The organism is Microbacterium sp. AC215 (assembly GCF_979258645.1).
On record NZ_OZ409869.1, the window covers coordinates 1,879,287 to 1,904,425 of the forward strand.

General features: G+C 68.4%; 27 protein-coding genes. 15 read left to right on the forward strand and 12 right to left on the reverse strand.

Annotation, left to right across the window (positions count from 1 at the left end):
• Positions 1-6: 6 nt before the first annotated feature.
• On the reverse strand, positions 7-795 hold the full coding sequence (locus ACZZZF_RS09140) for a MerR family transcriptional regulator (RefSeq protein ID WP_056276545.1): 789 nt from the start codon (positions 793-795) through the stop codon (positions 7-9).
• A 196-nt stretch (positions 796-991) separates the two neighbouring features.
• Between ACZZZF_RS09140 and ACZZZF_RS09145 the strand changes: the two genes are divergently transcribed.
• The 8 genes from ACZZZF_RS09145 (at position 992) to ACZZZF_RS09180 (ending at position 8,485) form a co-directional block, all read left to right on the forward strand.
• A complete protein-coding gene (locus ACZZZF_RS09145; protein WP_201778466.1) occupies positions 992-1,201 on the forward strand; it encodes a hypothetical protein in 210 nt (69 codons plus the stop codon).
• A gap of 29 nt (positions 1,202-1,230) precedes the next feature.
• A complete protein-coding gene (locus ACZZZF_RS09150) occupies positions 1,231-1,986 on the forward strand; it encodes an ATP-binding cassette domain-containing protein (RefSeq protein ID WP_463498046.1) in 756 nt (251 codons plus the stop codon).
• A complete protein-coding gene (locus ACZZZF_RS09155; protein ID WP_463498047.1) occupies positions 1,983-3,404 on the forward strand; it encodes a hypothetical protein in 1,422 nt (473 codons plus the stop codon). Before ACZZZF_RS09150 ends, ACZZZF_RS09155 begins: the two co-directional genes overlap by 4 nt.
• Complete coding sequence (locus ACZZZF_RS09160; RefSeq protein ID WP_463498049.1) at positions 3,388-3,702, forward strand: hypothetical protein; 315 nt, start codon at positions 3,388-3,390, stop codon at positions 3,700-3,702. The genes ACZZZF_RS09155 and ACZZZF_RS09160 overlap by 17 nt, the downstream gene beginning before the upstream one ends.
• A 1-nt stretch (position 3,703) precedes the next feature.
• Entirely contained in the window at positions 3,704-4,225 is a 522-nt protein-coding gene (locus tag ACZZZF_RS09165) for a hypothetical protein (RefSeq protein ID WP_394194846.1), read from the forward strand.
• 85 nt (positions 4,226-4,310) lie between these two features.
• A complete protein-coding gene (locus ACZZZF_RS09170; RefSeq protein ID WP_056276522.1) occupies positions 4,311-6,776 on the forward strand; it encodes a glycogen/starch/alpha-glucan phosphorylase in 2,466 nt (821 codons plus the stop codon).
• Positions 6,777-7,022: 246 nt separating this feature from the next.
• Positions 7,023-7,862, forward strand: a complete 840-nt coding sequence (locus ACZZZF_RS09175) for a DUF4097 family beta strand repeat-containing protein (protein WP_053098620.1) — start codon at positions 7,023-7,025, stop codon at positions 7,860-7,862.
• Positions 7,859-8,485 (forward strand): PadR family transcriptional regulator, encoded by a 627-nt coding sequence (locus ACZZZF_RS09180; RefSeq protein ID WP_053098619.1) that lies wholly within the window; start codon positions 7,859-7,861, stop codon positions 8,483-8,485. The genes ACZZZF_RS09175 and ACZZZF_RS09180 overlap by 4 nt, the downstream gene beginning before the upstream one ends.
• 106 nt (positions 8,486-8,591) lie before the next feature.
• Here the strand turns inward: ACZZZF_RS09180 and ACZZZF_RS09185 are convergent, their stop codons facing one another.
• The gene (locus tag ACZZZF_RS09185) at positions 8,592-9,134 is read right to left on the reverse strand and encodes a universal stress protein (protein ID WP_053098618.1); all 543 of its coding nucleotides are present in this window, start codon (positions 9,132-9,134) and stop codon (positions 8,592-8,594) included.
• Positions 9,135-9,283: 149 nt separating this feature from the next.
• On the opposite strand from ACZZZF_RS09185, the gene ACZZZF_RS09190 reads away from it, so the two are divergent.
• Positions 9,284-9,472, forward strand: coding sequence for a DUF3073 domain-containing protein (locus ACZZZF_RS09190; protein ID WP_042537993.1), 189 nt, complete (start codon positions 9,284-9,286; stop codon positions 9,470-9,472).
• Positions 9,473-9,604: 132 nt separating this feature from the next.
• Complete coding sequence (locus ACZZZF_RS09195; protein ID WP_463498051.1) at positions 9,605-10,426, forward strand: MOSC domain-containing protein; 822 nt, start codon at positions 9,605-9,607, stop codon at positions 10,424-10,426.
• Between the two features lie 49 nt (positions 10,427-10,475).
• On the opposite strand, the gene ACZZZF_RS09200 is transcribed toward ACZZZF_RS09195, so the two are convergent.
• From ACZZZF_RS09200 to purM, 3 genes are read right to left on the reverse strand one after another with little or no spacing between them, the layout of a single operon-like run.
• Positions 10,476-11,783 carry an MFS transporter gene (locus tag ACZZZF_RS09200; RefSeq protein WP_056276518.1) on the reverse strand — a complete coding sequence of 436 codons (1,308 nt, stop codon included), beginning with the start codon at positions 11,781-11,783 and terminating at the stop codon, positions 10,476-10,478.
• A complete protein-coding gene (purF, locus tag ACZZZF_RS09205) occupies positions 11,780-13,252 on the reverse strand; it encodes an amidophosphoribosyltransferase (protein ID WP_463498053.1) in 1,473 nt (490 codons plus the stop codon). The genes ACZZZF_RS09200 and purF overlap by 4 nt, the downstream gene beginning before the upstream one ends.
• Before the next feature lie 6 nt (positions 13,253-13,258).
• Positions 13,259-14,389: a phosphoribosylformylglycinamidine cyclo-ligase gene (gene purM, locus ACZZZF_RS09210; RefSeq protein WP_053098614.1), complete on the reverse strand. Its 1,131-nt coding sequence runs from the start codon at positions 14,387-14,389 to the stop codon at positions 13,259-13,261.
• Between the two features lie 62 nt (positions 14,390-14,451).
• On the opposite strand from purM, the gene ACZZZF_RS09215 reads away from it, so the two are divergent.
• Entirely contained in the window at positions 14,452-15,084 is a 633-nt protein-coding gene (locus tag ACZZZF_RS09215; protein WP_053098613.1) for a hypothetical protein, read from the forward strand.
• 15 nt (positions 15,085-15,099) lie between these two features.
• Here ACZZZF_RS09215 and ACZZZF_RS09220 read toward each other — a convergent pair whose 3' ends face one another.
• Positions 15,100-15,414: a hypothetical protein gene (locus tag ACZZZF_RS09220; RefSeq protein WP_053098612.1), complete on the reverse strand. Its 315-nt coding sequence runs from the start codon at positions 15,412-15,414 to the stop codon at positions 15,100-15,102.
• Between the two features lie 65 nt (positions 15,415-15,479).
• Entirely contained in the window at positions 15,480-15,851 is a 372-nt protein-coding gene (locus ACZZZF_RS09225; protein WP_053098611.1) for a sterol carrier family protein, read from the reverse strand.
• Positions 15,852-16,049: 198 nt separating this feature from the next.
• On the opposite strand from ACZZZF_RS09225, the gene ACZZZF_RS09230 reads away from it, so the two are divergent.
• From ACZZZF_RS09230 to ACZZZF_RS09245, 4 genes are all read left to right on the forward strand, one after another.
• A complete protein-coding gene (locus ACZZZF_RS09230; protein ID WP_463498055.1) occupies positions 16,050-16,730 on the forward strand; it encodes an NUDIX hydrolase in 681 nt (226 codons plus the stop codon).
• A gap of 47 nt (positions 16,731-16,777) precedes the next feature.
• On the forward strand, positions 16,778-18,055 hold the full coding sequence (purD, locus tag ACZZZF_RS09235; RefSeq protein ID WP_463498057.1) for a phosphoribosylamine--glycine ligase: 1,278 nt from the start codon (positions 16,778-16,780) through the stop codon (positions 18,053-18,055).
• Between the two features lie 98 nt (positions 18,056-18,153).
• Positions 18,154-18,618 (forward strand): winged helix-turn-helix transcriptional regulator, encoded by a 465-nt coding sequence (locus ACZZZF_RS09240; protein WP_463498058.1) that lies wholly within the window; start codon positions 18,154-18,156, stop codon positions 18,616-18,618.
• Positions 18,615-19,934, forward strand: a complete 1,320-nt coding sequence (locus ACZZZF_RS09245; RefSeq protein ID WP_463498060.1) for an MFS transporter — start codon at positions 18,615-18,617, stop codon at positions 19,932-19,934. The genes ACZZZF_RS09240 and ACZZZF_RS09245 overlap by 4 nt, the downstream gene beginning before the upstream one ends.
• A gap of 61 nt (positions 19,935-19,995) precedes the next feature.
• On the opposite strand, the gene ACZZZF_RS09250 is transcribed toward ACZZZF_RS09245, so the two are convergent.
• The 5 genes from ACZZZF_RS09250 to ACZZZF_RS09270 all read right to left on the reverse strand — a co-directional run bounded on the left by ACZZZF_RS09250 (position 19,996) and on the right by ACZZZF_RS09270 (position 25,131).
• Entirely contained in the window at positions 19,996-20,724 is a 729-nt protein-coding gene (locus tag ACZZZF_RS09250; protein ID WP_056276496.1) for an amino acid ABC transporter ATP-binding protein, read from the reverse strand.
• Complete coding sequence (locus ACZZZF_RS09255; RefSeq protein WP_072590633.1) at positions 20,721-22,199, reverse strand: amino acid ABC transporter substrate-binding protein/permease; 1,479 nt, start codon at positions 22,197-22,199, stop codon at positions 20,721-20,723. The genes ACZZZF_RS09250 and ACZZZF_RS09255 overlap by 4 nt, the downstream gene beginning before the upstream one ends.
• Positions 22,200-22,318: 119 nt before the next feature.
• Positions 22,319-22,849 (reverse strand): GNAT family N-acetyltransferase, encoded by a 531-nt coding sequence (locus tag ACZZZF_RS09260; RefSeq protein WP_463498062.1) that lies wholly within the window; start codon positions 22,847-22,849, stop codon positions 22,319-22,321.
• Between the two features lie 96 nt (positions 22,850-22,945).
• A complete protein-coding gene (locus ACZZZF_RS09265; protein WP_056276494.1) occupies positions 22,946-24,523 on the reverse strand; it encodes a DHA2 family efflux MFS transporter permease subunit in 1,578 nt (525 codons plus the stop codon).
• Positions 24,520-25,131 (reverse strand): PadR family transcriptional regulator, encoded by a 612-nt coding sequence (locus ACZZZF_RS09270; RefSeq protein WP_053098603.1) that lies wholly within the window; start codon positions 25,129-25,131, stop codon positions 24,520-24,522. Before ACZZZF_RS09270 ends, ACZZZF_RS09265 begins: the two co-directional genes overlap by 4 nt.
• Between the last annotated feature and the right edge of the window lie 8 nt (positions 25,132-25,139).

A 25,139-nucleotide genomic window follows, 5' to 3' on the forward strand; every position in this document is an offset into this window, starting at 1 on the left:
AGCGGGTCACAGGTTGCCGTCCGCGTAGATGCGGAGCGCGTCGCGGACGAACTCGGCGCCCTGCGTTCCGCCGGCGGACGTGGCGTAGTTGGCGCCGAAGCGCGGGTCCGCGACGTACATCTCGCCGAGGCCGATGACGTACGCCTTGACGTCGCCGCCGGGCACGGCCGCGGGAGTGCCCGGGATGCCGGTCAGCCACTCGACGTGACGGCGGGCGATGTCCTGAGCCTCGGCGGACGCCGGATCGATGCCGCTCTCGGCGGCAGCTGTCCAGTCCCGGCCGAGGTCGGAGACGCGCTGCTGCCAGTCGGCGCGATCGGCGTCGGTCATCCCGCGCCACCAGCGGTCGCTGTCGGCGTAGGTCTTCCGACCCCAGCGCTGCTCGACCTCCTCCTTGTAACGGGTGTGGTCGAAACCGTCGAACATGTTCTCTGCCATGAGTTCTTCACCTCCTCTCAATGCGTTGATGGTGTTCTCGACCGACGCGATCTGCCGCGCCAGTCGGTTCTGTTCCTCGCGCAGCAGCTCGAGGTGCGTCTCCAGCGCGGATTCCTCGCTCTGCCGTGCGTTCACCGGGTCGAGCACCTCGGCGATCTGCGGCAGACCGAGTCCGAGCTCGCGCAGCAGCAGAATGCGCTGCAGGCGCACGAGCGCCGCCTCGTCGTAGTGCCGGTAGCCGTTGTGCGCGATGCGCGAGGGCGGCAGCAGGCCCACGTCGTCGTAGTGACGCAGGGTTCTGCTCGTGGTGCCCGCGAGACGGGCGATGTCCTGGATCGACCATTCGCGACCGGCCATCTCGTCCTCCTTCCCTGGAACTGATGATGACTCCACGGTAGAAGTTGACGTTGCGTCAATGTCAAGTGAATCCACGCATGTCAGCATTCTGCAGTCGAATGACTAGCTTTCGTGGCGCAGCGATGACAGCCTCCGTGTGTAACGACAAAACGGAGGTGGACAGATGTCCCTAATGGCGGCAATGGAGCCGACGCTGATGAAGCGCCGCGCACAGGACGCACTGGATGAGGCGATCATGCGTCTCGATGCCTGGTGGCTGGTGGTGATCGCGGCGATTCTCGTGTTCGGCGTCGCGTTCCTGGCAGCGCTGGCGCTGTGGTGCTTCTTCAAGGCGGGTGGCAGGCGCTTCACCGGCAACTGGCAGTGGGGCAAGAGCGGCGTCTCAGTGTGGATCGAATGCGTCTAACCCCTCGTCGCTTCCGGACATCGACCCCGATGTCCGGAAGCGGCGGCTTCGCACCGGACCCGCGCGTCCTCCTCGACGTCTCATCGGTCTCGTTCGCCTACTCGAAGCGCGCTCCGGCGCTCCGTGATGTGTCGTTCGCGATCGAGCGCGGCGAGAAGGTGGGTCTCGTCGGACCCAACGGATCGGGCAAGTCGACGCTCATCCGCCTCACCGCCGATCTGCTGCAGCTCGGCCAGGGGAGCATCCGCATCACCGGGCGCCCTCATCAGGACCGCGCATCGCGCGAGCAGCTGGCTTTCATCGCGAGCAACGACTACCTGCCGCAGTTCCTGACCGGGCGCGAGTACCTCGATCTGATGCTCCGCCTCTATCGCCACCGTGCCGACCCGACCAGGGCCGACGAACTCCTCAGCCGCTATCAGATGGAGGTGCGTCAGTTCGACCTCATCGAGGACTACTCGCACGGCATGCGCAAGAAGATCCAGCTCATCTCGACGCTTCTGCTCGAGCGCCCGCTCACGATCATCGACGAGACGCTCAACGGCGTCGACGTCGATGCGCTCTTCGAATTCGAGACGGATGCATCCCGGATCGGAGGGGCGAAGGGGCTGCTGCTGTGCAGCCATGACTTCCGTCTTCTCGAGGCCGTGTGCGACCGCATCATCGTGCTGCGTCGCGGAGAGATCGCCTTCGACCTCCCGCTCCCCCGCATCCTGCGCGAATTCGGCTCGGTCGACTCCCTCGTCAAGACCGCGATCGCGCAGCCGTCGAGGGCGGTGGAATGACTCCCGCCCTGCAGCTCGCCGGCTTCCTCTCGGTGTTCCTCGTGAGGCGCATCGCTCGTCGGGGCGTGCTGCGCCTGCCGTCCGTGCGCTGGACGATCGCTCTCGCCGGTCTCGCCGCTTTCGTCGGCTTCTGCGCGTTCGGGGTGGTGATCCTCCGCCAGCTGATCAGCGAGCCCGAGCAGCTCTCCCCGCTTCTGCGCGTCGTCGGCGTGTCCACCCCGCTGTGGATCCTGACGGTCTTCACGGTCGTGCGCGTGCTCTTCATGAAGGCGAGCGATCTGGTCGAGCTCACGTTCTCGTTCCCCCTGACCAATCGGGCGCGAACGCTGGGATTCATGCTCTTCGAGTCGCTGGTCGTGGGCCTCGGCGTGGTGCTCATGCTCGGCGCATTGGTCACCGGCACGATCTCGATCGGCGGATTCGGGATCCTCGATCAGGTCATCACCTGCCTGGTCATGCCCTCGACCGTCGCCTATCTCGTCGCGAGCGTCTACTACCTGGGCCTCGAGCGACTGCTGCTGCGTCTGCGGCTGGCGAGGCTCCGGGCGTTCCTCGTGCCGGTGGCGCTGGCGGCCACGCTTGTCGCCCTCTACCTCGGCGTGTCGACGCAGTCGGAATCCGTGCTCTTCGCGGCGGTCGGCCAGGGCGACGACTACTTCGCGGTGCAGCTGCTCTTCGCCGACATCGCCGCGAGTCACGGGATCATGGCGGCCACGGGCATCTGGCTGGCCATGCTGGCGCTGCTGGTCTGCGCCGTCTTCGCGATCGCGCCGCGACAGTTCGATCCGACCCGTCGCTTCGCGATCGTGCCCCGCCTGTTCGGCCCCACGGAGTTCGGCGCGTACTTCGCCGCCCACATCAGGGGAATCGAGACGGTGACGGTCTGCGGCATCTCCCTCGCAGGCTCCTACGCGCTCTTCCTCGCCGACATCCGACTCCCGCCGATCCTGCTGCTGGCCGTCACCGTGCAGTCCGTGTACGCCTACGTCTCGACGGAGCCCCTGCGGGCGTGCGGTCCGCGCCGCCACGGTCCAGGCATGCGGTACGTGCTCGTGATCGGACCCCAGCTGGCGACCCTCGCGATCATCGCACCTCCGATCAGCATCCTGTCCGCTCTCACCGGGGCGAGGCTCGACGAGATCCTCTCCGTCGTCGGCTTCGCGGTGTCGAACGTCATCGTGCTCACCCTCGCCGGCATCGCCTTCCCGCCCGAGAAGGGCAACCCCTTCTCGGTCATCGCGGGAGCCGCCGTCGCCGGCCTCGTGACGGGCACGATCATGCTCGGCACCAACCTCCTGGGTCTTCCCCCACAGTTCACGGTCGGAGTGATGCTCGCGCTCACCCTGATCGCCGCCGCACTCTCCATCGCAGGGATGGACAGGATAGAAAGGACCTCTCGTCATGAAGTGGTTGTTTAGGGCCGCCATCAGTGTCGTCGGAGCGCTCGTCGTCATCGCAGGATCCGCCGTCACCGCCGCGATCTGGCTGATGTTCACCGGAGGATCCGCCGAGGGTCGACGCCTGGGATTCTTCGACTCGGTCTTCGTCCACGTCCGGCAGAGCGCAGAGGGCGCGGTCCAGCTCGGCACCGGCGTCAACGATCCCCTCCCGCTGATCCTCGGAATGATCGTGGTCGCCGTATTCATCCTCGCCGTGTTCGTCGTGCACGACGGCCTTCTCGAACGGAAGAGGCAGCTCCTCGCCGAGGCCGACTGACATGTGGTCGGTCAGTGCGTCGCGCATCGATGGGGTTCTGGTCTGCCGATGGCTGCTGCTCGCCGCCTGGCCGATGAACACCGTGTTCGCGGTTCTGCTGACCGCGACCGTCGCTCTGGGCGCGATCACCGGGCAGCCCGCGATCGTCGGGGCCGCACTGATGATCGCGGTCCACTACGCCGCCGGCCTCGGCGGGTCGTTCGCGCTGCATGAACTCGGGCACCTCGCCGTGCTGTCCCGGGCGACCGGCGTCACGGCGATCACGCTCGAGCGCTCGCTGTGGAGGACGTCGATCAGTCCGCACGGCCGAGTCGGCGACCGGGACGCCGTGCTCGCCGCCCTCGCGGGTCCTGGCGCGTGCGTCGTCGTCGGAGCCGCCCTGTGGCTGCTCGCGCCGGGACTCCAGCTGCACGGGTGGTACCTGGCGCATGCCGTGTTCCTCATTCCGGTCTTCAACGACGGCCGGATCCTGTGGTCCGTCAGTCGGGCTCGCCGCACCGCCACCTCGCGGGCGGTCGAGTGACGCCAACCGATATTCTTCATCCGCTCGTCACACGTTGTGGCCCCACCATCGCTACGGTCGACACGTGCCCGAATCACACTCCGCCATGCATCCGCTCGCCCTCGCTCCGGTGATCGCTCCCCCGAGCACCGTCGACGAGTTCGTGAAGCGATTTCTGCACAACCTCAATCTCGAGCGCGGCGTCGCACTGTCGGCATCGAGCGCGAACGACCGCTATCTCGCGCTCGCGCACACGGTGCGCGACTACCTGATGGCTCGCTGGCTCGAGGATCTGCGTCACCAGAAGGAGACGCAGGCGAAGGGCGTCTGCTATCTCTCGGCGGAGTACCTGCTCGGTCGCCAGCTCGACAACAATCTGCTCGCGGCCGGCCTCACCGACATCGCCGACGAGGCCCTCGCCGCGTGCGGCGTCTCGCTCGACGACCTGCGCGCGCACGAGGTCGAGCCCGGTCTCGGCAACGGTGGGCTCGGGCGCCTCGCGGCCTGCTTCGTCGACTCGCTCGCCACGATGGGCGTGCCCAGCATCGGATACGGCATCCGCTACGAGTACGGGATCTTCCGACAGACGTTCGTCGACGGCCAGCAGGTCGAACAGCCCGACTCCTGGCTCACGCTCGGTTCGCCGTGGGAGTTCGCCCGTCCCGAAGACGCACAGACCATCGCGTTCGGCGGCCACACCGAGAAGTACGACGACGACGGCATCACGCGCAGCCGCTGGGTGCCGGCGTGGAACGTGCAGGCGGTGCCGTACAACTACATGGTCCCTGGGTTCCGCAACGGGCGGGTCAACACCCTGCGCCTGTGGAGCGCCGTCGCCACCAGCGCGTTCGACCTGCGCATCTTCAACTCGGGCGACTACGAAGAGGCGGTGCGCGCGCAGACCTACGCCGAGACCATCTCGAAGGTGCTCTACCCCGAGGACTCCACGCCGCAGGGCAAGGAACTGCGTCTGCAGCAGCAGTACTTCTTCGTCGCCGCGTCGATCCACGACTTCCTCGACAACATGCTCGCCGACGGCTTCGAGCTCGCGAACCTCCCCGACCGCGTGATCTTCCAGCTCAACGACACGCACCCGGTGATCGCTGTGCCCGAGTTCATGCGGGTGCTCGTCGACGAGAGGCATCTCGAGTGGGATGCCGCGTGGGCCATCACGCAGCAGTGCTTCGCCTACACGTGCCACACGCTGCTTCCGGAGGCGCTGGAGGTGTGGCCGGTCGAGCTGCTCGGACGCCTGCTGCCCCGCCACCTCGAGATCATCTATCGCATCAACGACGAGTTCCTCGTCGCGGTGCGCGAGCGGTTCGGCGATGACGAGATGCTCGTGCGCAACATGTCGATCATCGCGGAGCACCCGGTCCGCTCGGTGCGCATGGCATACCTCGCGACCGTCGCGGGCGCCAAGGTCAACGGCGTCGCCGAACTGCACTCGCAGCTGCTGCGCGACAAGGTGCTGAGCGACTTCGATGCGTTCTTCCCCGACAAGTTCACGAACGTGACCAACGGCGTGACGCCGCGGCGCTTCCTCCGCCTCGCCAATCCCGAGCTCTCGTCGCTCATCACCGCGGCGATCGGCGAGGGCTGGACCACCGATCTGGAACGCCTGCGCGAACTCGAGCCCTTCGCCGATGATGCCGAGTTCCGCGCCGCGTTCGCCTCGGTGAAGGCCGCCAACAAGCGCCGCCTGAGCGACGTGCTGCGCGAACGCGACGGTGTCGAGATCAGCGACGGCCACATGCTGGATGTGATGGTCAAGCGCCTGCACGAGTACAAGCGTCAGCTGCTCAAGGTGCTGCACATCGTCACCACCTACGAGGGGGTGATCTCCGGACGCCTCGCAGTGTCGGATGTCGTGCCGCGCACCGCGATCTTCGGGGCGAAGGCGGCGCCCGGCTACGCGATGGCGAAGCGCATCATCCACCTCATCAACGCGGTCGGCGAGGTCGTGAACACCGACCCTCGGCTGGAAGGCCGCCTCACGGTCGTCTTCCCCCCGAACTACAACGTGACGCTGGCCGAGCGGGTCATCCCCGCCGCCGACCTGTCGGAGCAGATCTCGCTCGCAGGCAAGGAGGCGTCGGGCACCGGCAACATGAAGTTCGCGCTGAACGGCGCGCTCACGATCGGGACGGACGACGGGGCGAACGTCGAGATCCGCGAGCTCGTCGGAGACGACCATTTCTATCTGTTCGGCATGAGCGAGCCCGAGGTCGAGGCGCTCAGCATCCGCGGTTACCGGCCGCAGGAGTTCTACCAGCACGACGAGGGACTCCGCCGGGCGATCGACCTGATCGCATCCGGGGCCTTCTCCCGCGGCGACCGCTCGGTGTTCGAGCCGGTCGTCTCGAATCTCCTCTACGAAGACCGCTTCATGGTGCTCGCCGACTATGCGTCGTACATCGAGGCACAGAGCAGAGTGGATGCCGCGTACGCCGACCAGGACGCGTGGAACCGCTCAGCGATCCTCAACGTCGCCCGCACCGGCTTCTTCTCGTCCGACCGTTCGATCCGCGATTACATCGACCGGATCTGGCACACCCCGCCTCTCGTCTGAGGCGTCCTCCCGGGCTGTTTCCTGTGTTTCAGGCCCGGTCGTCCAGACCGTGTGGAGGCCGGATCGTCCAGACCGTGTGCAGGACCGAAGCACGTCTGCAGGAACATCCCACACGGATTCTCCTGCAGACGTGCCGCAATCCTGCAGACGGGATGCTCGGACCACCCCCTTGACAGAGTCGAGATATATCGTGTTACTCTGTGCAGACACGATATATCGTGATCCCTCAAACCAGGAGAAGCAGACATGACCGAGAAGTGGCTCATCGCCCCCGGCGAAGAACGCGTCATCGACATCGAGAACGTCACCCGACTGAAGATCGGCCTGGTCGGCGGTCAGGTCGATGTCATCGCACACGACGAACCCGGCATCCGCATCGAGGTGCACGGCGTCACGACCAAGGACCTCCGCATCGAGGCGAACAACGGCGAGGTCGAGATCGACCACCCGCAGCTCGGCTGGGACAACTTCCTCGAGGTGTTCCGCAACTTCGGATCGGGCGGCCCCAAGGCCGAGGTGAGCGTCGCCGTCCCCCGCTCGATCGCCCTCAACCTCGGCGTCGTGAGCGCCGGAGCGCTCGTCTCGGGCATCCGCAACGACGCCCGCCTCAACACCGTCTCGGGCGACCTCATCGTCGACACCCTCATCGGCGACCTGACCGTCAACTCGGTCTCCGGCGACGTTCAGGTGCGCGGACTCACGGGATCGATCAGCGCGAACAGCGTCTCGGGCGATGTCGCAGTCACGGGCACCATCCGTCGCGCGACCGTCGACATCGTCTCGGGCTCGACACTGGTCGACGCCGCAGGCGACGTGAACACGATCAACGTCAACTCGGTCTCGGGCGGCACCACGGTGCGCCTCGACGAGTCGCTCGCTGCGAACTACGTCATCCGCTCGCTGAGCGGGCGACTGCTGATCGACGGCGTCGAACGCGGCTCCTCCGGCATCAACAACTACACCGGCTCGACGGGCGAGCTCGCAGGACGCTTCGTCGATCTGCGCGCCAACTCGGTCTCCGGCGGCGTGACCGTGCTGCGGCGCACGCCCGAGTCGATCACCGACGATGCGGAGTGGGAAGCATGAGCCCCGCAGTCTTCTCGCACGGCGACCTCAGGCTCTACCTGCTCTCGCTGCTCGCCGAGGCACCGCAGCACGGCTACGGGATCATCCAGGCACTGACCGATCGCACGGGCGGCACCTACACGCCGAGCGCCGGCACCATCTACCCTCGGCTCGCCAAGCTCGAGGAAGAGGGGCTGGTCACCAAGACGGTCGACGGTCGCACCACGATCTACGCGATCACGGATGCGGGACGCGCCGAGCTGGCATCTCGCGAGGGCGACCTCGCCGGAATCGAGGCCGGCCTGACCGACTCGGTGCGACTGATCGCCAACGAGGTGCGGCAGAGCGTCAAGGAGGCCATGAAGAGCCTCCGCGCCGACCTCGCCACGGCGGAGAAGGACGACCGCGCCGCATCCAAGTCCCGTCCGCGGACGGCAGGCGACGACGAGCGCATCGTCACCCGTGAGGAGCTGCACCGAGCGGATGCCGTCATCAATGCCTTCCGCGCACGCGTGCGCACCGACCTCCGCACGCATGTGGCGAAGGGCGGCACGCTGCCGGCATCCGTCGTCTCGCAGCTGGAGGACGGCCTGGACGCCGCGGCGCGAGGCATCACCACCGCGCTGGCGTCACTCGGCCGCTGAGCTCAGCGGCCGACGCCTGCCGAGACGCTCGAAGCCCCTCCCGTCACACGACGAGAGGGGCTTCGGCCGTTCGCATCCCCAGGAACTCAGCGAGGGATGCCGAGACCTACTCGGTCCAGATCTCGGGCTGCTCGTCGGGCACGGGCTCCTGCAGCGGCACGACGAGCACCGACCGGTGCTGGCGGTGCGCGAGGCGGGCAGCGACGGATCCCGTGAAGAACTCGCGGATCGACTCTCCGATGCCGCGCTTGCGTGTGCCGACCACGATCAGCTGGGCGTCGAGCTTGTTCGCCAGCTGTTTGATGGCGAGCGCCGGATCGCCCACGAGCTGCCGGGCCGTCCATGTCAGGCCCGTTCCGTCGAGGGCCGCAGCCGCCTCCGCCTGCACGGCCTCGAACTCGGCCGTGCCGGCATCGAAGTTGATGTCGATGGGCGCCGAGTGCACGTAGCCGTCGGGGTCCTCATAGGTGACGAACCGCGTGACGTCGACGTGTGCGACCACCAGCGGCACGCGGAGGAGCCGTGCGAATCGCGCCGCCTCTTCGATCACCCGTTTCGGCTGACCCGGCTGCATCCCGACGATCACGGCCTTCTGCAGTGTCGCGTTCTGCGCGGCCTCGTCGGAGGGCGTCGAGGTGTTGTCGGTCATGAGGATCGCTCCCTTCACCAGCTGCCAACGGGCCAGTGCGGTCTGGCCGCGTGCTATTCTGAATGCTACTCTTACCGGCCCTCAGCCGGTGTCGTGAATGACTCGGGCCAGTCGTTGCCCGGAGCTTAACTCGTGAGGGGGTCTCAGGCATGGGCCGTGGCCGTCAAAAGGCGAAACACACCAAGATCGCCCGCGAACTGAAGTCGTTCAGTCCGTCGGTGAACTACTCGGCGCTCGAACGCGAACTCGCGCACCCGAGCGACGCTGAAGACGCATACGTCGACAAGTGGGCCGACGAGTATGCAGACGAAGACGAGGACGAACTCGAAAAGGCCTGACCGCCTCTTCGCTCGTCATCGATTCCCCCGTGCACCGCACGGGGGTTTCGTCGTGTCCGAAATCCCGGAACTCTCGGCATCCACGCCGGGCTCGTGACGGACGGACACCGCGTGCCCTGAGAGGATCGACCCATGGCCCGCGTCGTCTCCCTCTTCCGTCATCCGATCAAGGGCTTCACGCCCGAGTCGGTCGAGTCCCTCACCGTGCAGCCTGATGGGCGCATCGCCGGCGATCGGGTGCTGGCGTTCCGCTTCGCCGACGCGATCGCGCCGGAGTCTCGTGACGGACTCGACCACTGGCCGAAGGCGAAGGGACTCTCCCTGCAGGACTTCCCGGGCCTCGCGGCGTTGCGCACCGACTACGACGACAATCGGCAGCGCGTGCGGATAGAGCACGAGGGTTCGGTGCTCGTCGAGGCGGGACTCGATGAGTCCGGTCGTGGCGAGCTCGCTGACGCGGTGACCGAGTTCGTGCTCGCGAGCCCGGAAGGCCGGCGGATCCGGCGCCCCGGACGACTGCCGCTCGTACTCGTCGGCGACGGTGTGACGTCGAGGTTCCAGGATCGTGAGCGCGGCTACGTCTCCGTGCACAGTCGTGGCAGTGTCGACGCACTGAGCGACTCTCTCGGCTTCGGCATCGATGACCGCCGGTTCCGCTCCAACGTCGTCATCGACGACGTCGCCCCCTGGTCGGAGCTCGACTGGGCCGGCGAGCTGAGCATCGGCGAGGTGACGTTCCGCACCGCGGGGCCGATCGTGCGCTGCCTCGCGACACACGCCAACCCCGACACGGGCGTTCGCGACGCGAAGGTGCTCACGACCCTCACGAGCGCCCACGGTCAGGACGAGCCGACTCTCGGCCGACTCCTTCTGCCGCCGCAGGACCCGGCCGATGCGTCAGCGCCGTGGGTCGGCGGCACGATCAGCGTCGGCGACCAGGTGCGAGCGCACTGACGGACCTCGGGCCCACGCCGATCCACCGGCGCCCCTTCACCGCCGCGAGTCACCAGCGACCGTGGCGACGCTCCCAGTCCTCTTCGATGGTGCGACGTCGACCGGCGATCCATCCGGCGGGGATCACCGCGATCAGAACCCCCACGAGCACCCACAGGGGAATCTCCCAGCTGTCGGTCATGTCGTGCAGCAGGCCGATCAGCAGCGGGAACACCGCGGCGACCGCGTAGCCGATGCTCTGCACGAAACCGCTGAGCGCCACCGCGCTCTCGGGCGTGCGGGCCCGGATGCTGAGCAGCACGAGGGCGAGCGGGAAGAGCCCGGGTGCGAGGCCGTAGAAGACCACCCACAGCGGCAGCGCCACCGTGGGCAGGAACAGGAATCCGAACAGCCCGATGAGCCCGCACGCGATCGAGATGAAGAACACAGGACGGGTCGCCTGGAACCGGACGATGAGAATGGGCACGAGCAGAGAGCACGGCAGGCCCATCAGGCCGAACAGCGAGAGCAGCAGCCCCGCGTTCGCCGGCGAGACCCCGCCCACGTCGATCATGATCGACGGCAGCCATGCGAAGGAGACGTAGGCCAGCGTCGACGACGACGCGAACACCAGCGCGATCGACCAGGCCATGGGCAGCCGCCACAGCCGACCGAAGACCCGCGGGTTGGCGGGCGTCGTCGCGATCGGTCCGGTCGCCACGGATGCTGCGTCGTAGCCGTCGCGCTCGATCTCAGTCGCGGCGGACTCCGTACGCGCGGGGGCCGAGGCGACGGCATCCGCCCGGCTCGTGACGAGCATCGCCACCCAGGGCACGAGCGCGATCGCGGCGAACACGCCCCACAGCCCCAGCGACACCCGCCACCCGGCCGAGTCGGCGAGCGGCACTGCGACCAGCGGCGGCACGAACGTCGACACCGCCATCGTGGTCGAGTAGACCGTCATCATCAGGCCGAGGCGATCGGGGAAGTACTTCTTCACCAGCGGCGGCAGCAGCACATTGCCTGAGCCGACGCCCGCGAACACCACTGCCGTCGCGGCGAGCAGCGATGTCGAGTCGACGGCGAGGCTGCGCAGCAGCAGCCCGGCGGCGATCAGGGCGATCGCCACGACGGCCACGCGCTCGAGTCCGAATCTCCGCTCGAACAGCGGCGTCAGCAGCCCGAACACCGCGAAGCACACCGGCGGCGCGGCTCCGATCAGGCCGACGACGACCGACGAGACCGGGAAGTCGTCGGCGACGTGGTCGAGCACGGGCGACAGCGACGCCACGGCCGAGCGCAGCGAGAACGCGACCAGCACGATGCCGACCAGCGCGAGCGCACGGCCACGCCAGAGCGGCTGCGCACCCGAGGTCACGAGGTCTGCGACCCCTCCACCCAGGCCAGGTACTCGTCGGAGACCGTGCCGGTGACGTACCGGCCGTCGAAGCAGCTCATGTCGAGGTCGCTCAGCACGGATCCCTCGGTGATCGCAGCTTTGAGGTCCTCGACCTCCTGATAGACCAGGTGGTCGCAGCCCAGCTCGGCGGCGATCTCGGGGATCGTCCGGCCGTGGGCGATGAGCTCGTGACGCGACGGCATGTTGATGCCGTAGACATGCGGGTGACGCACCGGCGGAGCCGCGGAGGCGAACGTCACAGAGGTGGCACCGGCATCCCGGGCCATCTGGATGATCTCCTTCGACGTGGTCCCGCGCACGATCGAGTCGTCGATCAGCAGCACGTTCTTGCCCTGGAACTCGGTCGACATCGCGTTCAGCTTCTGACGCACGCTCTTCTTGCGCACGGCCTGCCCGGGCATGATGAAGGTGCGGCCGACGTAGCGGTTCTTGTAGAAGCCCTCGCGGTACTCGATGCCCAGCTTGCGGGCGACCTCCATGGCGGCGGGCCGGGAGGAGTCGGGGATCGGCATGACGACGTCGATCTTGTCCATCGGCACGTGCTTCGCGATCGTGTCGGCGAGGCGGTCGCCCATGCGCAGGCGCGACTCGTAGACCGAGACGCCGTTCATGACCGAGTCGGGTCGGGCGAGGTAGACGTACTCGAACGCGCAGGGCGCGAGAGTGGTCTCCTTCGCACACTGCCGGCTGTGCAGCTCGCCCTCGTTTGTGATGAAGATCGCCTCACCGGGCTCGACCTCGCGCACGACCTCGTAGTCGGCGTTCTCGAGCACCAGCGACTCGCTCGCCACGACCCATTCGTCGCGGCCCTCTGCGCCGGGGACGGTCGAAGGACGACGGCCGAGGATCAGGGGACGGATGCCGAACGGGTCGCGGAACGCGAGCAGACCGTAGCCCGCGATCACCGCGATCACGGCGTACGCGCCCTCGATGCGCTCGTGCGTGCGCTCTACGGCCTCGAAGACGCGCTCGGCGTCGAGGTCGACCGTCGACGTCGTGTTCTGCAGCTCGCCGGCGAGGACGTTGAGCAGCAGCTCGGTGTCGCTCGACGAGTTGAGGTGACGGCGGTCGCGCTTGGCCATGTCGGCCGTGAGCTCGCGCGTGTTCGTCAGGTTGCCGTTGTGGATGAGGATGATGCCGTAGGGCGCGTTCACGTAGAACGGCTGCATCTCCTCTTCGTTCGACGCGGTGCCCTTGGTCGCGTAGCGCACATGACCGAGGCCGACGCTGCCGAGGAGTCCGCGCATGTCACGAGTGCGGAACGCCTCGCGGACCATGCCCTGCGCCTTGGCGTTGTGCATCACGCCGTTCGCCTCGGCGGTCGCGATTCCCGTTGCATCCTGACCGCGGTGCTGCAACAGCAGGAGTGCGTCGTAGATGTCCTGATTGACCGGGGCAGAGCCCACCATTCCGACGATGCCGCACATGGACTCTTACTTCGCTCCGTCCGCGTAGGCGCCGATCAGGCGCACCGCTCCACCGTCGACGCCCTTGGCGCCCTGTTCGAACTCTCCTGCCGGCCGCGCGCCGAAGCCCACGGTTCCGACCTGCCACGCGGGCATGCCGTCGGCCGCGAGCGCTGCGATCGCGGCATCCTTCTTGTCGGCTGCGACGATCGCGAGGAACCCGATTCCGAGGTTCCAGGTGCCCTCGGCGGACTCCAGCGTGGACCCGGCGATGTCGCTGAGCACGCGGAAGACCGGGCTCGGCGACCAGGTGCTGCGGTCGACCTCGGCCCAGCTGCCCTGCGGGAGCACGCGCGCGAGGTTCGCCGCGATGCCGCCGCCGGTGACGTGGCTGAGCGAGTGGACCCCGCCCGAGCCTGTGCCGCCGCCGAGCTGCTCGATGAGGCGCAGCAGCGGGAGCGTGTAGAGACGAGTCGGCTCGAGCAGCGCCTCGCCCCACGTCTTGCCGAAGTCGGCGGCGTTGTCGCCGTAGCCGATGCCCGCGTTCGTGACGATGTGGCGCACGAGCGAATAGCCGTTGGAGTGCAGTCCGCTGGACTCGACGGCGATGACGACGTCGCCGTCCTGCACGCGGTCGGCCCCGAGGATGCCGTCGGCCTCGACGACTCCGGTCGCGGCTCCTGCGACGTCGTAGTCGCGCGGGCCGAGAAGACCGGGGTGCTCGGCGGTCTCGCCGCCGATGAGCGCGGTGCCCGTCGCGGTGCACGCCTCGGCGATGCCGCGCACGATGTCGGCGATCCGCTGCGGGAAGACCTTGCCGCACGCGATGTAGTCGGTCATGAAGAGCGGCTTGGCGCCCACCACGACGATGTCGTCGACGACCATGCCGACCAGGTCCTGGCCGATCGTGTCGTGCTTGTCGATGGCCTGCGCGATGGCGACCTTCGTGCCGACGCCGTCTGTGCTCGTGGCGAGCAGCGGACGACGGAAGTCGCGCAGCGCACTCGCGTCGAACAGTCCGGCGAATCCGCCGACACCGCCGAGCACTTCAGGGCCGTGCGTCGCGCGCACGGAAGACTTCATCAGCTCGACGGCGAGATCGCCTGCAGCGGTATCGACGCCGGCTTCGGAATAGGGATTGGTGGGGGAGGCAGCCACACCTCCAGCCTACCGCCCGCGGAGACCTCCTCTCCCCTCCCTCCATCTCCTACGATGGGGCCATGGCCGACAAGCCGCAGTGGTTGATCCGCGAGGACGCGAGCGTTCCGGTGCTCGTCGCGCTCGCGCTGCGGCAATCGCTCGGCATCCGCGCACCGGAAGATCTTCCGAGCCTGCGCGATCTGCCCGTCCGGGCACCGGATGCCGCCGAGGTGACGCCCGAGCTCGAGAAGCAGTGGCGCGACTACTGGGACATGACCGTCGAGCCCCGAGCGCATCCGTCCGGCGTGCCGCTCGAGCTCGTCGACGGGTTCGACACGCTGGTGGCGCTGCCGGCGACCGGTGCCGAACAGCTCGCCGAGGCGATCGCGCCGCATGCCGCATCGGCGATGCACTACGCCCGCGTCGCGCACGATCGCTACGTGTCGTCGATCCACAGCTCGATCGCCAACCGGTCGGGCGGCGGGACGATCGGGGGCGAGTCGTATCGGGCCTATGCCAGCGCGATCGCCGAGTTCGAGCGCGAGATCGGTCGCCGTGCGCACTCGTTCGAACTCAACGTGCAGGTGCTGCCGTTCTCGCAACGGGGGATCTGGTGGATCGGCGCGCTCACCGTCGCGGTGACCGACGGCCTGCGCCGCGACGTGGTCTCGTTCGACGCGGCGATCCGGCCCATCATCGCCGAACTGGCGTGACGCCCCGGGGCGTGATCAGTCGTTCGCGATGATCGTCTCGTGCTCGACCCTGACGACGTGGTCGTGGCGACGCGCGACGCGTTCGAGGATCAGCGCGACGACGCTCGCGAGGGCGAAGCCGATCGGCACCGTCCACAGCAGCAGGAATCCGAACACCTGCCCTGGCGGGTAGACGACGTTGACCGCTTCGGACGGCTCGTAGCTGCCCATCATCGTCAGGATGCCGGCGGCGATGATGCCGAGCACGACGCCGATGCCCATGAACACGCCGAAGCGCGGCACGCGGCGGACGGTCGCCTCGACCGTCTGGGAGGAATCGTGGGAGGACATGCATCCATTGTCCCACCGTTGGCTGCGGGTCGCTCCCCCTCCTGCGCACTCAGCCGTGCGACGGGTCAGGGGCGCAGTGGCAGGACGTCCGAGAGATCGGCGCGGGTTCCGGAAGCGCTCACGCGCCCCGAGCCCGCCGCATCCGACCAGTGCTCCGTGCCCGTCGCGACCGCGATCCAGGTCGCCGGGTCCATCTCGACGACATTCGGAGGGGTGCCGCGGGTGTGACGGGGGCCCTGGATCACCTGCACGGCGCCGAACGGGGGCACCCGCACCTCGACGCTGTTGCCCGGGGCCTTCTCGTCGAGCAGCTGCAGCAGGTAGCGCACGGCGGTCGCGAGGGGAGCGCGTTGCGGCTTCTCACCTGCGGCATCCGCGCGCCTGACCTCGTCGAGGGCGGCGCGTCCGTCGATGATGTCGATCTTCCTGGAGGGCATGGAGAAAGGGTACGCCGAGGCGGGTGCGGCGTAGGCGGGGGGTGCCTCGTAGGCGCGGGCGCCTCGGACGGAGATCTGCGCTTCCGAAGGACAGATCACCCGAATCCCTCCTTCGCACGCGGATATCTCCTTAGCCGGCGACCTGGATCGGACCGATAGTCGCCCGCCGCCCGCGCGCACAGGAATAGGCTCGAGGCGATGAGCCAGAATCCCGATACCCTGCGTGGCGCGCGAGCCGAGCTGATCGCGGCGACGCGGCGCGGTGATGCGTGGGCGAAGCCGTTCCCGGCGGTCGGTGACGGTGCGCATCCGGCATCCGTGCTCGTGCTGTTCGGGCGGCTGGACAGTATCGCGGCCGGGACCGACGAGGCGACTGTCGCCGCCGACCTCGATGTACTGCTGCAGCGTCGGGCCGCGACCCTCTCGTCGCACCCCGGCCAGGTGTCCTTCCCGGGCGGCCGGGCCGAGGACACGGATGCGGATGCCGTCGCCACCGCCCTGCGCGAAGCCGAGGAGGAGACCGGACTCGACCCGGTCGGCGTCGAGATCCTCGCGACGCTGCCCGAGCTTCCTCTCGCCGCCAGCAACCACGTCGTCACCCCCGTGCTCGGGTGGTGGCGCACTCCGTCGCGCGTCGCCGCCGTCGATCACGCCGAGACGGTCGAGGTCTTCCGCGTCCCCGTGGCGCAGTTGCTCGACCCCGCCAATCGGCACACGTCGACCATCCACCGCATGGGACGCACGTGGAAGGGGCCCGCGTTCGACATCGACGGCACGATCGTGTGGGGGTTCACGGCGATGGTTCTCGATGCGCTGTTCGATGCAGCCGGGTGGACTCTGCCGTGGGACCCGTCGATCGAGCGGGCGATCGACGTCTGACCGGGAACCCGCCGAAACCCGCGCCCCCGCCTCGGTAGTCTGGACGGGTGAAGATTCTCGTCCTCGGTTCCGGTGCCCGTGAGCACGCGATCATCCTCGCTCTGCGAGCAGAGACCGCGGAGCACGAGATCTTCGTCGCCCCCGGCAACGCCGGCATCGCCCAGGATGCGACCCCCGTCACCCTCGACATGCTCGACGGCGCCGCGGTGACCTCCTTCGCCAACGAGCATGCGGTCGATCTCGTGGTCGTCGGCCCCGAGGCTCCTCTGGTCGCCGGAGTCGCCGATGCCCTCCGGGCCCACGGAATTCCCGTGTTCGGCCCGGGCAAGGCCGCGGCCCAGCTCGAGGGGTCCAAGTCGTTCGCGAAGCGCATCATGGATGCCGCCGGTGTCCCCACCGGTCGCGCAGTGCGCGCCACCACCACCGCAGAGGTCGAGGCCGCGTTCGACGACCTCGGCGCCCCGCACGTCGTGAAGGCCGACGGCCTCGCTGCCGGCAAGGGTGTCATCGTGACATCCGATCGTGCCGAGGCTCTCGCTCATGCCGAGCACTACCTGCCGTCCGGTCCCGTGCTGATCGAGGAGTTCCTCTCGGGCCCCGAGGTCTCGCTGTTCTTCCTGAGCGACGGCGACACCGTCCGAGCGCTCAGCCCGGCCCAGGACTTCAAGCGCGCGCTCGACGGCGACGAAGGCCCCAACACCGGCGGCATGGGCGCCTACTCGCCGCTGCCCTGGCTCGCCGAACAGTTCGGCAGCGAGCAGGCCTTCGTCGAGGAGGTCACCCGCGACGTCGCCCTGCCCGTGATCCGTCAGCTCGACGAAGAGGGCACGCCGTTCATCGGCCTGCTGTACGCCGGCCTCATCCTCACTCCTGCAGGCGTGCGCGTCATCGAGTTCAACGCCCGCTTCGGCGACCCCGAGACCCAGATCGTGCTGCCGCGTCTCGTGACCCCGCTGTCGGAGCTGCTGCTCGCCGCGGCATCGGGCACACTCGAGGATCAGCCCGAGCCCGTGTTCAGCGACGACGTCGCGATCACCGTGGTGCTCGCGAGCGAGGGCTACCCCGAGGCTCCGCAGACCGGCCGTCCGATCGAGGGCCTCTCCGATGCGGCGGCGGTCGAGGGCGTGCGTCTCGTGCACGCGGCGACCGCGAGCCCCGACGCACCCGGCGGGTCGCTGATCGCCACCGGTGGCCGCGTGCTCAACGTCGTCGCCGTGGGATCGGACTTCCGCACCGCGCGTGACCGGGCATACGAGGCCATCGGTCTCATCACCCTCGAGGGCTCGCACTTCCGCACGGACATCGCTGCCCGCGTCGCGGAGTAGTCCGACCCGTCGTCGCTTTCCTGCCGATTCGCGCAGGTACTCCGCCAACTCGGCCGAGAACTGTTGACACCACCAGCTTTCTTCAAGAAAGTTGTCGGATGCCGCTCCGCTCCGACTGGTCGACAGCCACCTGCCCGATCGCCCGCTCCGCCGATGTGCTCGCCGACCCGTGGGTCCTCCTGATCCTGCGGGAGCTCTTCTCCGGCCGCTCGCGCTTCGACGAGCTGCGCGATGCGACCGGCGCCGCCGACTCTGTGCTCGCCCGGCGCCTCGCCTCGATGGGCGAGGCGGGTCTCGTCGCACACGGTGACCCCGGCTATCGGCTCACGGATGCCGGACGCGAGACCCTCCCGATCCTGCACGCCTACGCGCGCTTCACGAGCACGACCGATCCTGACGGGTCCTGGGGCCTGACCGTCAGCTGCGGTCGCTGCCGCGAGGCGACGGCATCCGCCGACTGGTGCGCGACCTGCGCCGCCCCACTCGACGCCGACAGCACGCGATGGACCCGCCGCAGCATGGGCGGCGAGCCGTTCGCCCTCACGTCAGGCGACGCAGCGTGAGCGCAGAATCGGTCGAGGAGCCGACCGGCACCCCGACACCCGCACTCCGGCAGCGCCGCATCCATCCCGCCTGGATCGTCGCACTCGTGGCCCTGATCGCGCTGATCGGAGCCGCCGGATTCCGCGCCGCGCCCGGGGTGCTGATGCTGCCCCTGCAGGACGAGTTCGGCTGGACCACCGCGGAGCTCTCCCTCGCCGTCACGGTCAACCTGCTGCTGTTCGGTCTCACCGCTCCCTTCGCCGCCGCGCTGATGCAGCGCTTCGGCATCCGCGCGGTGACCGTGACCGCTCTGTTCGTGATCGGCGCCGGCGCCGCGCTGAGCGTCTTCGTGGCCACCCCGGCGCAGCTCATACTCACGTGGGGTGTGCTGATCGGGCTCGGCACCGGGTCCATGGCGCTGGTCTTCGCTGCGACGATCACCGACACCTGGTTCGCAACCAGACGCGGGCTGGTCTCGGGTGTGCTCACCGCGGGCAGCGCGACCGGACAGCTCATCTTCCTGCCCGTGATCGCCGCGGCGGCCGAGGACATCGGATGGCGCGGAGCATCTCTCATCATCGCTGGCGGTGCTCTCGCGGTCGTCCCCCTGGTCTGGATCTTCGTGCGCAACCGACCGAGCGATCTCGGCGTCACCCGCTACGGCGACACCGGCCCTGTCACCGTGGCCGCGCGGCCGAAGGGCAACGCGTGGGGCGCCGCTCGCCTCGCCCTCACCACGTTGCGCGACGCCGCCCGCACCAAGACGTTCTGGGCCCTCGCGATCGGGTTCGCGATCTGCGGCGCCACGACCAACGGCCTGATCGGCACCCACTTCATCCCCAGCGCGCACGACCACGGGATGCCGACGACGACCGCGGCCGGACTGCTCGCCGTCGTCGGGATCTTCGACATCGCCGGCACCGTGTTCTCGGGGTGGCTGACCGACCGGGTGAACCCCCGCATCCTGTTGGCCGCCTACTACGCGCTGCGCGGCGTGAGCCTGCTCTTCCTGCCGAGCCTGCTGTCGGCCGAGGTGCAGCCGAGCATCATCGTCTTCATCGTGATCTACGGCCTCGACTGGGTGGCGACTGTTCCGCCGACCATCGCGCTGTGTCGCGAGGTCTTCGGAGACCGAGGGCCTCTGGTGTTCGGTTGGGTGTTCGCCGCGCACCAGATCGGCGCCGGCATCGCCTCGTTCCTCGCGGGCATGGTGCGCGACCACACCGGCCAGTACACGTTCGCCTGGTTCGCCGCCGCCGGGCTCTGCGCGGTAGCGGCGCTGGTCAGCGCGACGATCCGCCGGCATCCGGCGCCGACGCCGACTCCGACGCCCTGACCCGACACGAACGAAGGCCCCCGTCCGGAACCGGATGGGGGCCTTCGTCATGGAGTACCGCTCAGAGGACCTTCGAGAGGAAGTCCTTCAGCCGCTCGTTCTTCGGCGCGCCGAACAGCTCGGCGGGCGGCGCCTCCTCGACGACGACTCCGGCGTCCATGAACACCGTGCGGCCCGAGACCTCGCGGGCGAAGCCCATCTCGTGCGTCACGAGCACCATCGTCATGCCGCCGGACGCCAGGTCGCGGATGACCTGCAGCACCTCGCCCACCATCTCGGGGTCGAGGGCGCTGGTCGCCTCGTCGAACAGCATGATCTCGGGGTCCATCGCGAGCGCGCGGGCGATCGCCACGCGCTGCTTCTGACCGCCCGACAGGGATGCCGGCTTGGCATCGGCCTTCTCGGCCAGGCCCACGCGGTCGAGCAGAGCCAGAGCGCGCTCCTTCGCCTGGGCCTTCGAGAGCTTGCCGAGCTCGACGGGAGCGAGAGTGATGTTCTCGAGCACCGTCATGTGCGGGAACAGGTTGAAGTGCTGGAACACCATGCCGATGCGCTGGCGCACCTCGTCGAGCTTGACGCTCTTGTCGGTCAGGTCGACGCCGTCGACGATGACGTGGCCCGACGTGGGCTCCTCGAGCTTGTTGAGGCAGCGCAGCAGGGTCGACTTCCCCGACCCCGACGGGCCGATGACCGCGACGACTTCGCCGTCCTCGACCGTGAGGTCGATGCCCTTGAGCACGTGGTTGTCGCCGAAGGACTTGTGCAGGTCTCTGACCTCGATCTTGCTCATGCGGTGAACTTCCTCTCCAGGCGGTTCGCGAGCAGCGTCAGAAGCGTGATCACGACGAAGTAGATGATGGCGACGATCGTCAGCACCTGCGCCGACAAGTACGTCGAGGCGATGATCTGACGCGACACGAAGGTCAGCTCTGCGAGGCCGATGACGCTGATGAGCGACGTGTCCTTGAGGGTGATGATGCCCTGGTTGACGAACGAGGGGACCATGATGCGGAACGCCTGAGGCAGCACGACCTTCTGCATCGTCTTCCAGTGTCCGAGACCGAGCGAACGCGACGCTTCGGCCTGGCCCGGATCGACGGCCTGGATGCCACCGCGGATGATCTCCGTCATGTACGCACCCGTGTTGAGCGAGAGCGTGATGGCTCCGGCGACGAAGGGGTTGAACGTCAGCCCGGGAAAGAGCTGCGGGATGGCGAAGAACACGAAGAACGCCTGCACGAGGATCGGCGTGCCGCGGAAGACGTAGACGTAGGCCGTGGCCACCCAGCGGAACGGCGCGAAGGCCGAGACGCGGCCGAAGCCGAAGATGAGGCCGAGGATGAATGCGGCCACGATCGCGACGAGCGTCGCGAGGATCGTGAGCCAGAGGCCCTCCATGAGAGCGGGCCAGTACTTCACGGCGACGGAGAAGATGTCGGTCGCCTGCGTGGTCTCCTCGCCGCCGGCGAGGTAGCTGTCGACGATCTCGTCGTACTCTCCGGAGGCCTGGAGATTCGCGAGACCCTCGTTGAACATCTCGATCAGCTCGGGGTTCTGCCCCTTGTTGACGGCGAACCCGTACTCGCCGCCGAGCTCCGGCTCACCGATCAGGCGGAAGCCCGACCCCTGCTGGATCCCGTAGGCGAGCACCGGGAAGTCCTCGAAGTAGCCGACGGCCTGGCCTGCCTTGACAGCGTCGACCATGTCGGTGGTGTCCTGGTAGGGCGTGATGCGGAAGCCGTACTCGTCCTGGTTCTCCTCCGCGAAGGTCTGGCCCTGCGTGCCGGTCTTGACCGCCACGGCCTCGCCGTCGAGGTCGTCGAGCGACTGGATGTCGCTCGACTCGAGCACTCCGAGCTGGATGCCGCTGGTGAAGTACGGCTCGCTGAAGTCGAACGTCTCCTGGCGCTCCTCGGTGATCGACATCCCGGCCATGACCGCGTCGACCTGGTTCGCCTGCAAGGCCTGCACGGCGGCGTCGAATCCGAGCTGACGGATCTCGACCTCGAAGCCCTGGTCCTTCGCGATCGCACGCAGCAGGTCCATGTCGATGCCGACGAGCTCACCGTCGGGAGAGGTGAACTCGAACGGCGCGAACGTGGTGTCCGTGCCGATGACGTAGGTCTCGGAGTCATCGGCCGCAGTCGCGGCGGAGGCTCCGCCGAGCAGGGCTCCGACGGCGACGAACGCCGTGAGCGCCATCGCCCCGGCGGTGCGTCCGAGCGCGCGCAGGCGCGCGGAAGCAGAGGTGGGATTTCGGATCACGACGGATGCTCCTCAGAGGGGACGGGCGGCAGGATGCTGCCACCGGGATGGTCGTCGACCATCAACCCTAACCGGCGACGACCGGCACCCCTGTCCCGGAGGCGCTTCGCGGATCGGCGTCAGAGCGTGATCCAGTAGCGCCGGAGCATGGCGTGTCCACGCTCCGACTGGTCGCTGACGTCCTGCAGCACGCCACCGGCGCCCTCGATCGTTCGGTAGGAGCCGAGGTTGTCGTCGTCGCACGTGACCAGCACGCGCTCGAGTCCGATCTCGCGGGCACGCTCGAGTCCGAGCCGCAGCGCGGCCGATGCGTAGCCCTGGCGACGACGGGAGGCGCGCACCGAGTAGCCGATGTGACCGCCCGCCTCACGCAGCCATTCGTTGAGCTCGTGACGGAAGGACAGGAACCCGACGACCTCGCCGTCATCCACGATCCAGTACAGATCGTTGTGCACGGCATCCTCGGGCAGCTGCGCGGAGGTGTCGGAGAGAACCGCCGACTTCTCGATCAGCGCGTCCAGCGTCGCCCGATCCGGGGTGACCGGCGCCTGCAGACCCGACCCGTCGACGTGCCCGTCACCGAACTCGGCGACCGCAGCCGCCCAGGAGTCGAACAGGTCGGTGGTGGGCCTCGTGAGCTCGATCGTCATCGCCCGATGAGATCACATCCGCGGTCACGGCCGCAAACCGGGAGAGCCGGGCCCGCTGCACGATCGCGCAGTCGACCCGGCTCGCCGGCGGACCGGTCACGCTGCGGGGGCGGGCGCCTCCGCGGGGGCGGATGCCGCGGCATCCGCCTTGTCGTAGCGACCGAGGAAGAGCGACGCCACGAGAGCGATGACCATCACGCACGCCGGCAGCAGGATCGCCTGCGACATGCCGGCGGCGAATCCCTCGGCGACCTGCGGAGGAAGCGATCCTCCGCCTTCGATCCCCGCGGGTGCGTCGGCGAGACCCGGCAGGTTCGCTTCGAGACGCGACTGCATGAACGCGGCGATGGATGCCGAGCCGATGACCGATCCGATGGTGCGGGTCGTGTTGTAGATGCCCGCGCCAGCACCGGCCTGGCGGGGAGGCAGCTTGCGCGTCGCGGTGGTGGCGAGCGGTCCCCACATTCCGGCGTTGCCGACGCCCATGAGCGCCGAGGGCAGCAGGAACATCCAGATCTCGGTGTCCATGTTGATCAGGGCCGAATACCAGACGAGCGCGACGACCACGCAGAGCAGACCGGGGATGAGGATGATCCGCGGGTCGATGCGGTCGAGCAGCTTGCCGGCGAACGGGGCGAGCACGCCCGACAGCACGGCCATCGGGATCAGCAGCAGCGCGGCCTGCGTCGGGGTGAGCCCTCGCGCCGTCTGCAGGAAGAACATCATCGGCAGCGACATGCTCGTCACGGTGAAGCCGACCGCGGCGATCGCGACGTTCGCCCCCGAGAAGTTGCGGTCGCGGAACAGTGCGAGAGGCACCAGGGCCTCGCTGCGCGTGCGCGCCTGCTGCACGATGAAGAGCGCGAGCACGACGAGGCCGGTGATGATGATGCTCCACACCGAGATCGGTCCCCAGATCACGCCCCAATCGAACTTCTCGCCCTCCTGCAGTCCGAAGACGATGAGGAACAGCGCCACCGCGCTGAGGATGACGCCCAGGATGTCGAACCGGTGCGCACTGGTCTGCAGCTTCGGGACGAGCCTCCACGCGAGCACGAAGGCGACGATCCCGACGGGGATGTTCACGAAGAAGATCCACTCCCAGCCGAAGCCGTCGACGAGCAGGCCCCCGACGAGCGGTCCCACGAGGGTCGCGACGCCGGCCGTCGCACCCCACAGCCCCATGGCGGCGCCGCGGCGCTCGGGCGGGAACGTGCGGGTGATCACGGCCATGGTCTGCGGCGTCATGAAGGCGGCGCCGAGCCCCTGCACGGCGCGAGCGGCGATCAGCATCTCGAGCGAGTTCGACAGCCCGCACCAGAGCGAGGCGAGCGTGAAGATCGCGAGGCCGATGAGGTAGATGTTCTTCGGGCCGAACCGATCGCCGAGACGGCCCGTGATCAGCAGCGGCACCGCGTAGGCGAGCAGGTAGGCGCTGGTGACCCACACGACGTTGTCGAGGTTGTTGGTGGTCGGGTCGAGCGCCGCCTTGATCGCGGGGTTCGCGACCGAGACGATCGTCGTGTCGACGAGGATCATGAAGAAGCCGATGACGAGCGCCCAGAGCGCGGGCCAGGGGCTCGCGGGTCGATGCCCGGCGGCGAAGGTGCCGGTCGAGGGACCGGATGACCCGGATGCCGTGGGCCGGCCTCCGGTCGAGGGGGAATCGGTCATTGCTGTGCAGCCTTTCGCTGAGCGAGGTAGCGGTCGGTGTTCTCGAAAGCCGTGGGCCCCCAGGGGAACTCCTCGGCCTCGAGACGATCGAGGAGCGAGTCGAGCCAGCGCAGCTCGGCGTCGAGCAGCACCTCCTGGCGCTCGAACTCGACGAGCACCTGCTCGGGGGCGCCCCTTCTGCGAGCGCCGACCAGCCCGTCACGGTGCAGCGCGTGGCCTTCGGCGAGCGCGGAGCGGCGCTCGCGGAGGCGGTCGATGACGTCGGGACGCTCGAGATTGTGAGCCTCGGCGAGTGCGATGCGGAACTCGGCCGGGCGCTCGATGATCGACAGCTCGCGACGCAGCCAGGCGATCAGCGCGTCCCGTCCGGCATCCGTGAGCGTGTAGGTGGTGCGTTCGGGGCGGTTGCCCTCTCGGTCGATGCCCACCTCGTCGATGAGACCGGCCCGCTGGAGTCGGCCGACCGTGTGATAGAGCGTCCCGTTCGTGACGGCGAGCAGCCGTTCGTCGCGGCGCACGCGCATCAGGCGCACCATCTCGTAGGGGTGCATGTCGCCTTCGCGCAGCAGCGCCAGCACCATGACGCCCATCGGGGTCAATCGCTGCATCGGCCCCT

Excerpts from the sequence above, each read along its gene's own strand:
- ACZZZF_RS09190 (WP_042537993.1), top strand. The coding sequence starts at position 9,284 with ATGGGCCGTGGCCGTCAAAAGGCGAAACACACCAAGATCGCCCGCGAA.
- ACZZZF_RS09155 (WP_463498047.1), top strand. The coding sequence starts at position 1,983 with ATGACTCCCGCCCTGCAGCTCGCCGGCTTCCTCTCGGTGTTCCTCGTG.
- ACZZZF_RS09180 (WP_053098619.1), top strand. The coding sequence starts at position 7,859 with ATGAGCCCCGCAGTCTTCTCGCACGGCGACCTCAGGCTCTACCTGCTC.
- ACZZZF_RS09215 (WP_053098613.1), top strand. The coding sequence starts at position 14,452 with ATGGCCGACAAGCCGCAGTGGTTGATCCGCGAGGACGCGAGCGTTCCG.
- ACZZZF_RS09230 (WP_463498055.1), top strand. The coding sequence starts at position 16,050 with ATGAGCCAGAATCCCGATACCCTGCGTGGCGCGCGAGCCGAGCTGATC.
- ACZZZF_RS09175 (WP_053098620.1), top strand. The coding sequence starts at position 7,023 with ATGACCGAGAAGTGGCTCATCGCCCCCGGCGAAGAACGCGTCATCGAC.
- ACZZZF_RS09260 (WP_463498062.1), bottom strand. The coding sequence starts at position 22,849 with ATGACGATCGAGCTCACGAGGCCCACCACCGACCTGTTCGACTCCTGG.
- ACZZZF_RS09150 (WP_463498046.1), top strand. The coding sequence starts at position 1,231 with ATGTCCGGAAGCGGCGGCTTCGCACCGGACCCGCGCGTCCTCCTCGAC.
- ACZZZF_RS09185 (WP_053098618.1), bottom strand. The coding sequence starts at position 9,134 with ATGACCGACAACACCTCGACGCCCTCCGACGAGGCCGCGCAGAACGCG.
- ACZZZF_RS09225 (WP_053098611.1), bottom strand. The coding sequence starts at position 15,851 with ATGCCCTCCAGGAAGATCGACATCATCGACGGACGCGCCGCCCTCGAC.
- ACZZZF_RS09240 (WP_463498058.1), top strand. The coding sequence starts at position 18,154 with ATGCCGCTCCGCTCCGACTGGTCGACAGCCACCTGCCCGATCGCCCGC.
- ACZZZF_RS09220 (WP_053098612.1), bottom strand. The coding sequence starts at position 15,414 with ATGTCCTCCCACGATTCCTCCCAGACGGTCGAGGCGACCGTCCGCCGC.
- ACZZZF_RS09250 (WP_056276496.1), bottom strand. The coding sequence starts at position 20,724 with ATGAGCAAGATCGAGGTCAGAGACCTGCACAAGTCCTTCGGCGACAAC.
- ACZZZF_RS09270 (WP_053098603.1), bottom strand. The coding sequence starts at position 25,131 with ATGCAGCGATTGACCCCGATGGGCGTCATGGTGCTGGCGCTGCTGCGC.
- ACZZZF_RS09140 (WP_056276545.1), bottom strand. The coding sequence starts at position 795 with ATGGCCGGTCGCGAATGGTCGATCCAGGACATCGCCCGTCTCGCGGGC.
- ACZZZF_RS09170 (WP_056276522.1), top strand. The coding sequence starts at position 4,311 with ATGCATCCGCTCGCCCTCGCTCCGGTGATCGCTCCCCCGAGCACCGTC.
- ACZZZF_RS09165 (WP_394194846.1), top strand. The coding sequence starts at position 3,704 with ATGTGGTCGGTCAGTGCGTCGCGCATCGATGGGGTTCTGGTCTGCCGA.
- ACZZZF_RS09265 (WP_056276494.1), bottom strand. The coding sequence starts at position 24,523 with ATGACCGATTCCCCCTCGACCGGAGGCCGGCCCACGGCATCCGGGTCA.
- ACZZZF_RS09195 (WP_463498051.1), top strand. The coding sequence starts at position 9,605 with ATGGCCCGCGTCGTCTCCCTCTTCCGTCATCCGATCAAGGGCTTCACG.
- purF (WP_463498053.1), bottom strand. The coding sequence starts at position 13,252 with ATGTGCGGCATCGTCGGAATGGTGGGCTCTGCCCCGGTCAATCAGGAC.
- ACZZZF_RS09160 (WP_463498049.1), top strand. The coding sequence starts at position 3,388 with ATGAAGTGGTTGTTTAGGGCCGCCATCAGTGTCGTCGGAGCGCTCGTC.
- ACZZZF_RS09145 (WP_201778466.1), top strand. The coding sequence starts at position 992 with ATGAAGCGCCGCGCACAGGACGCACTGGATGAGGCGATCATGCGTCTC.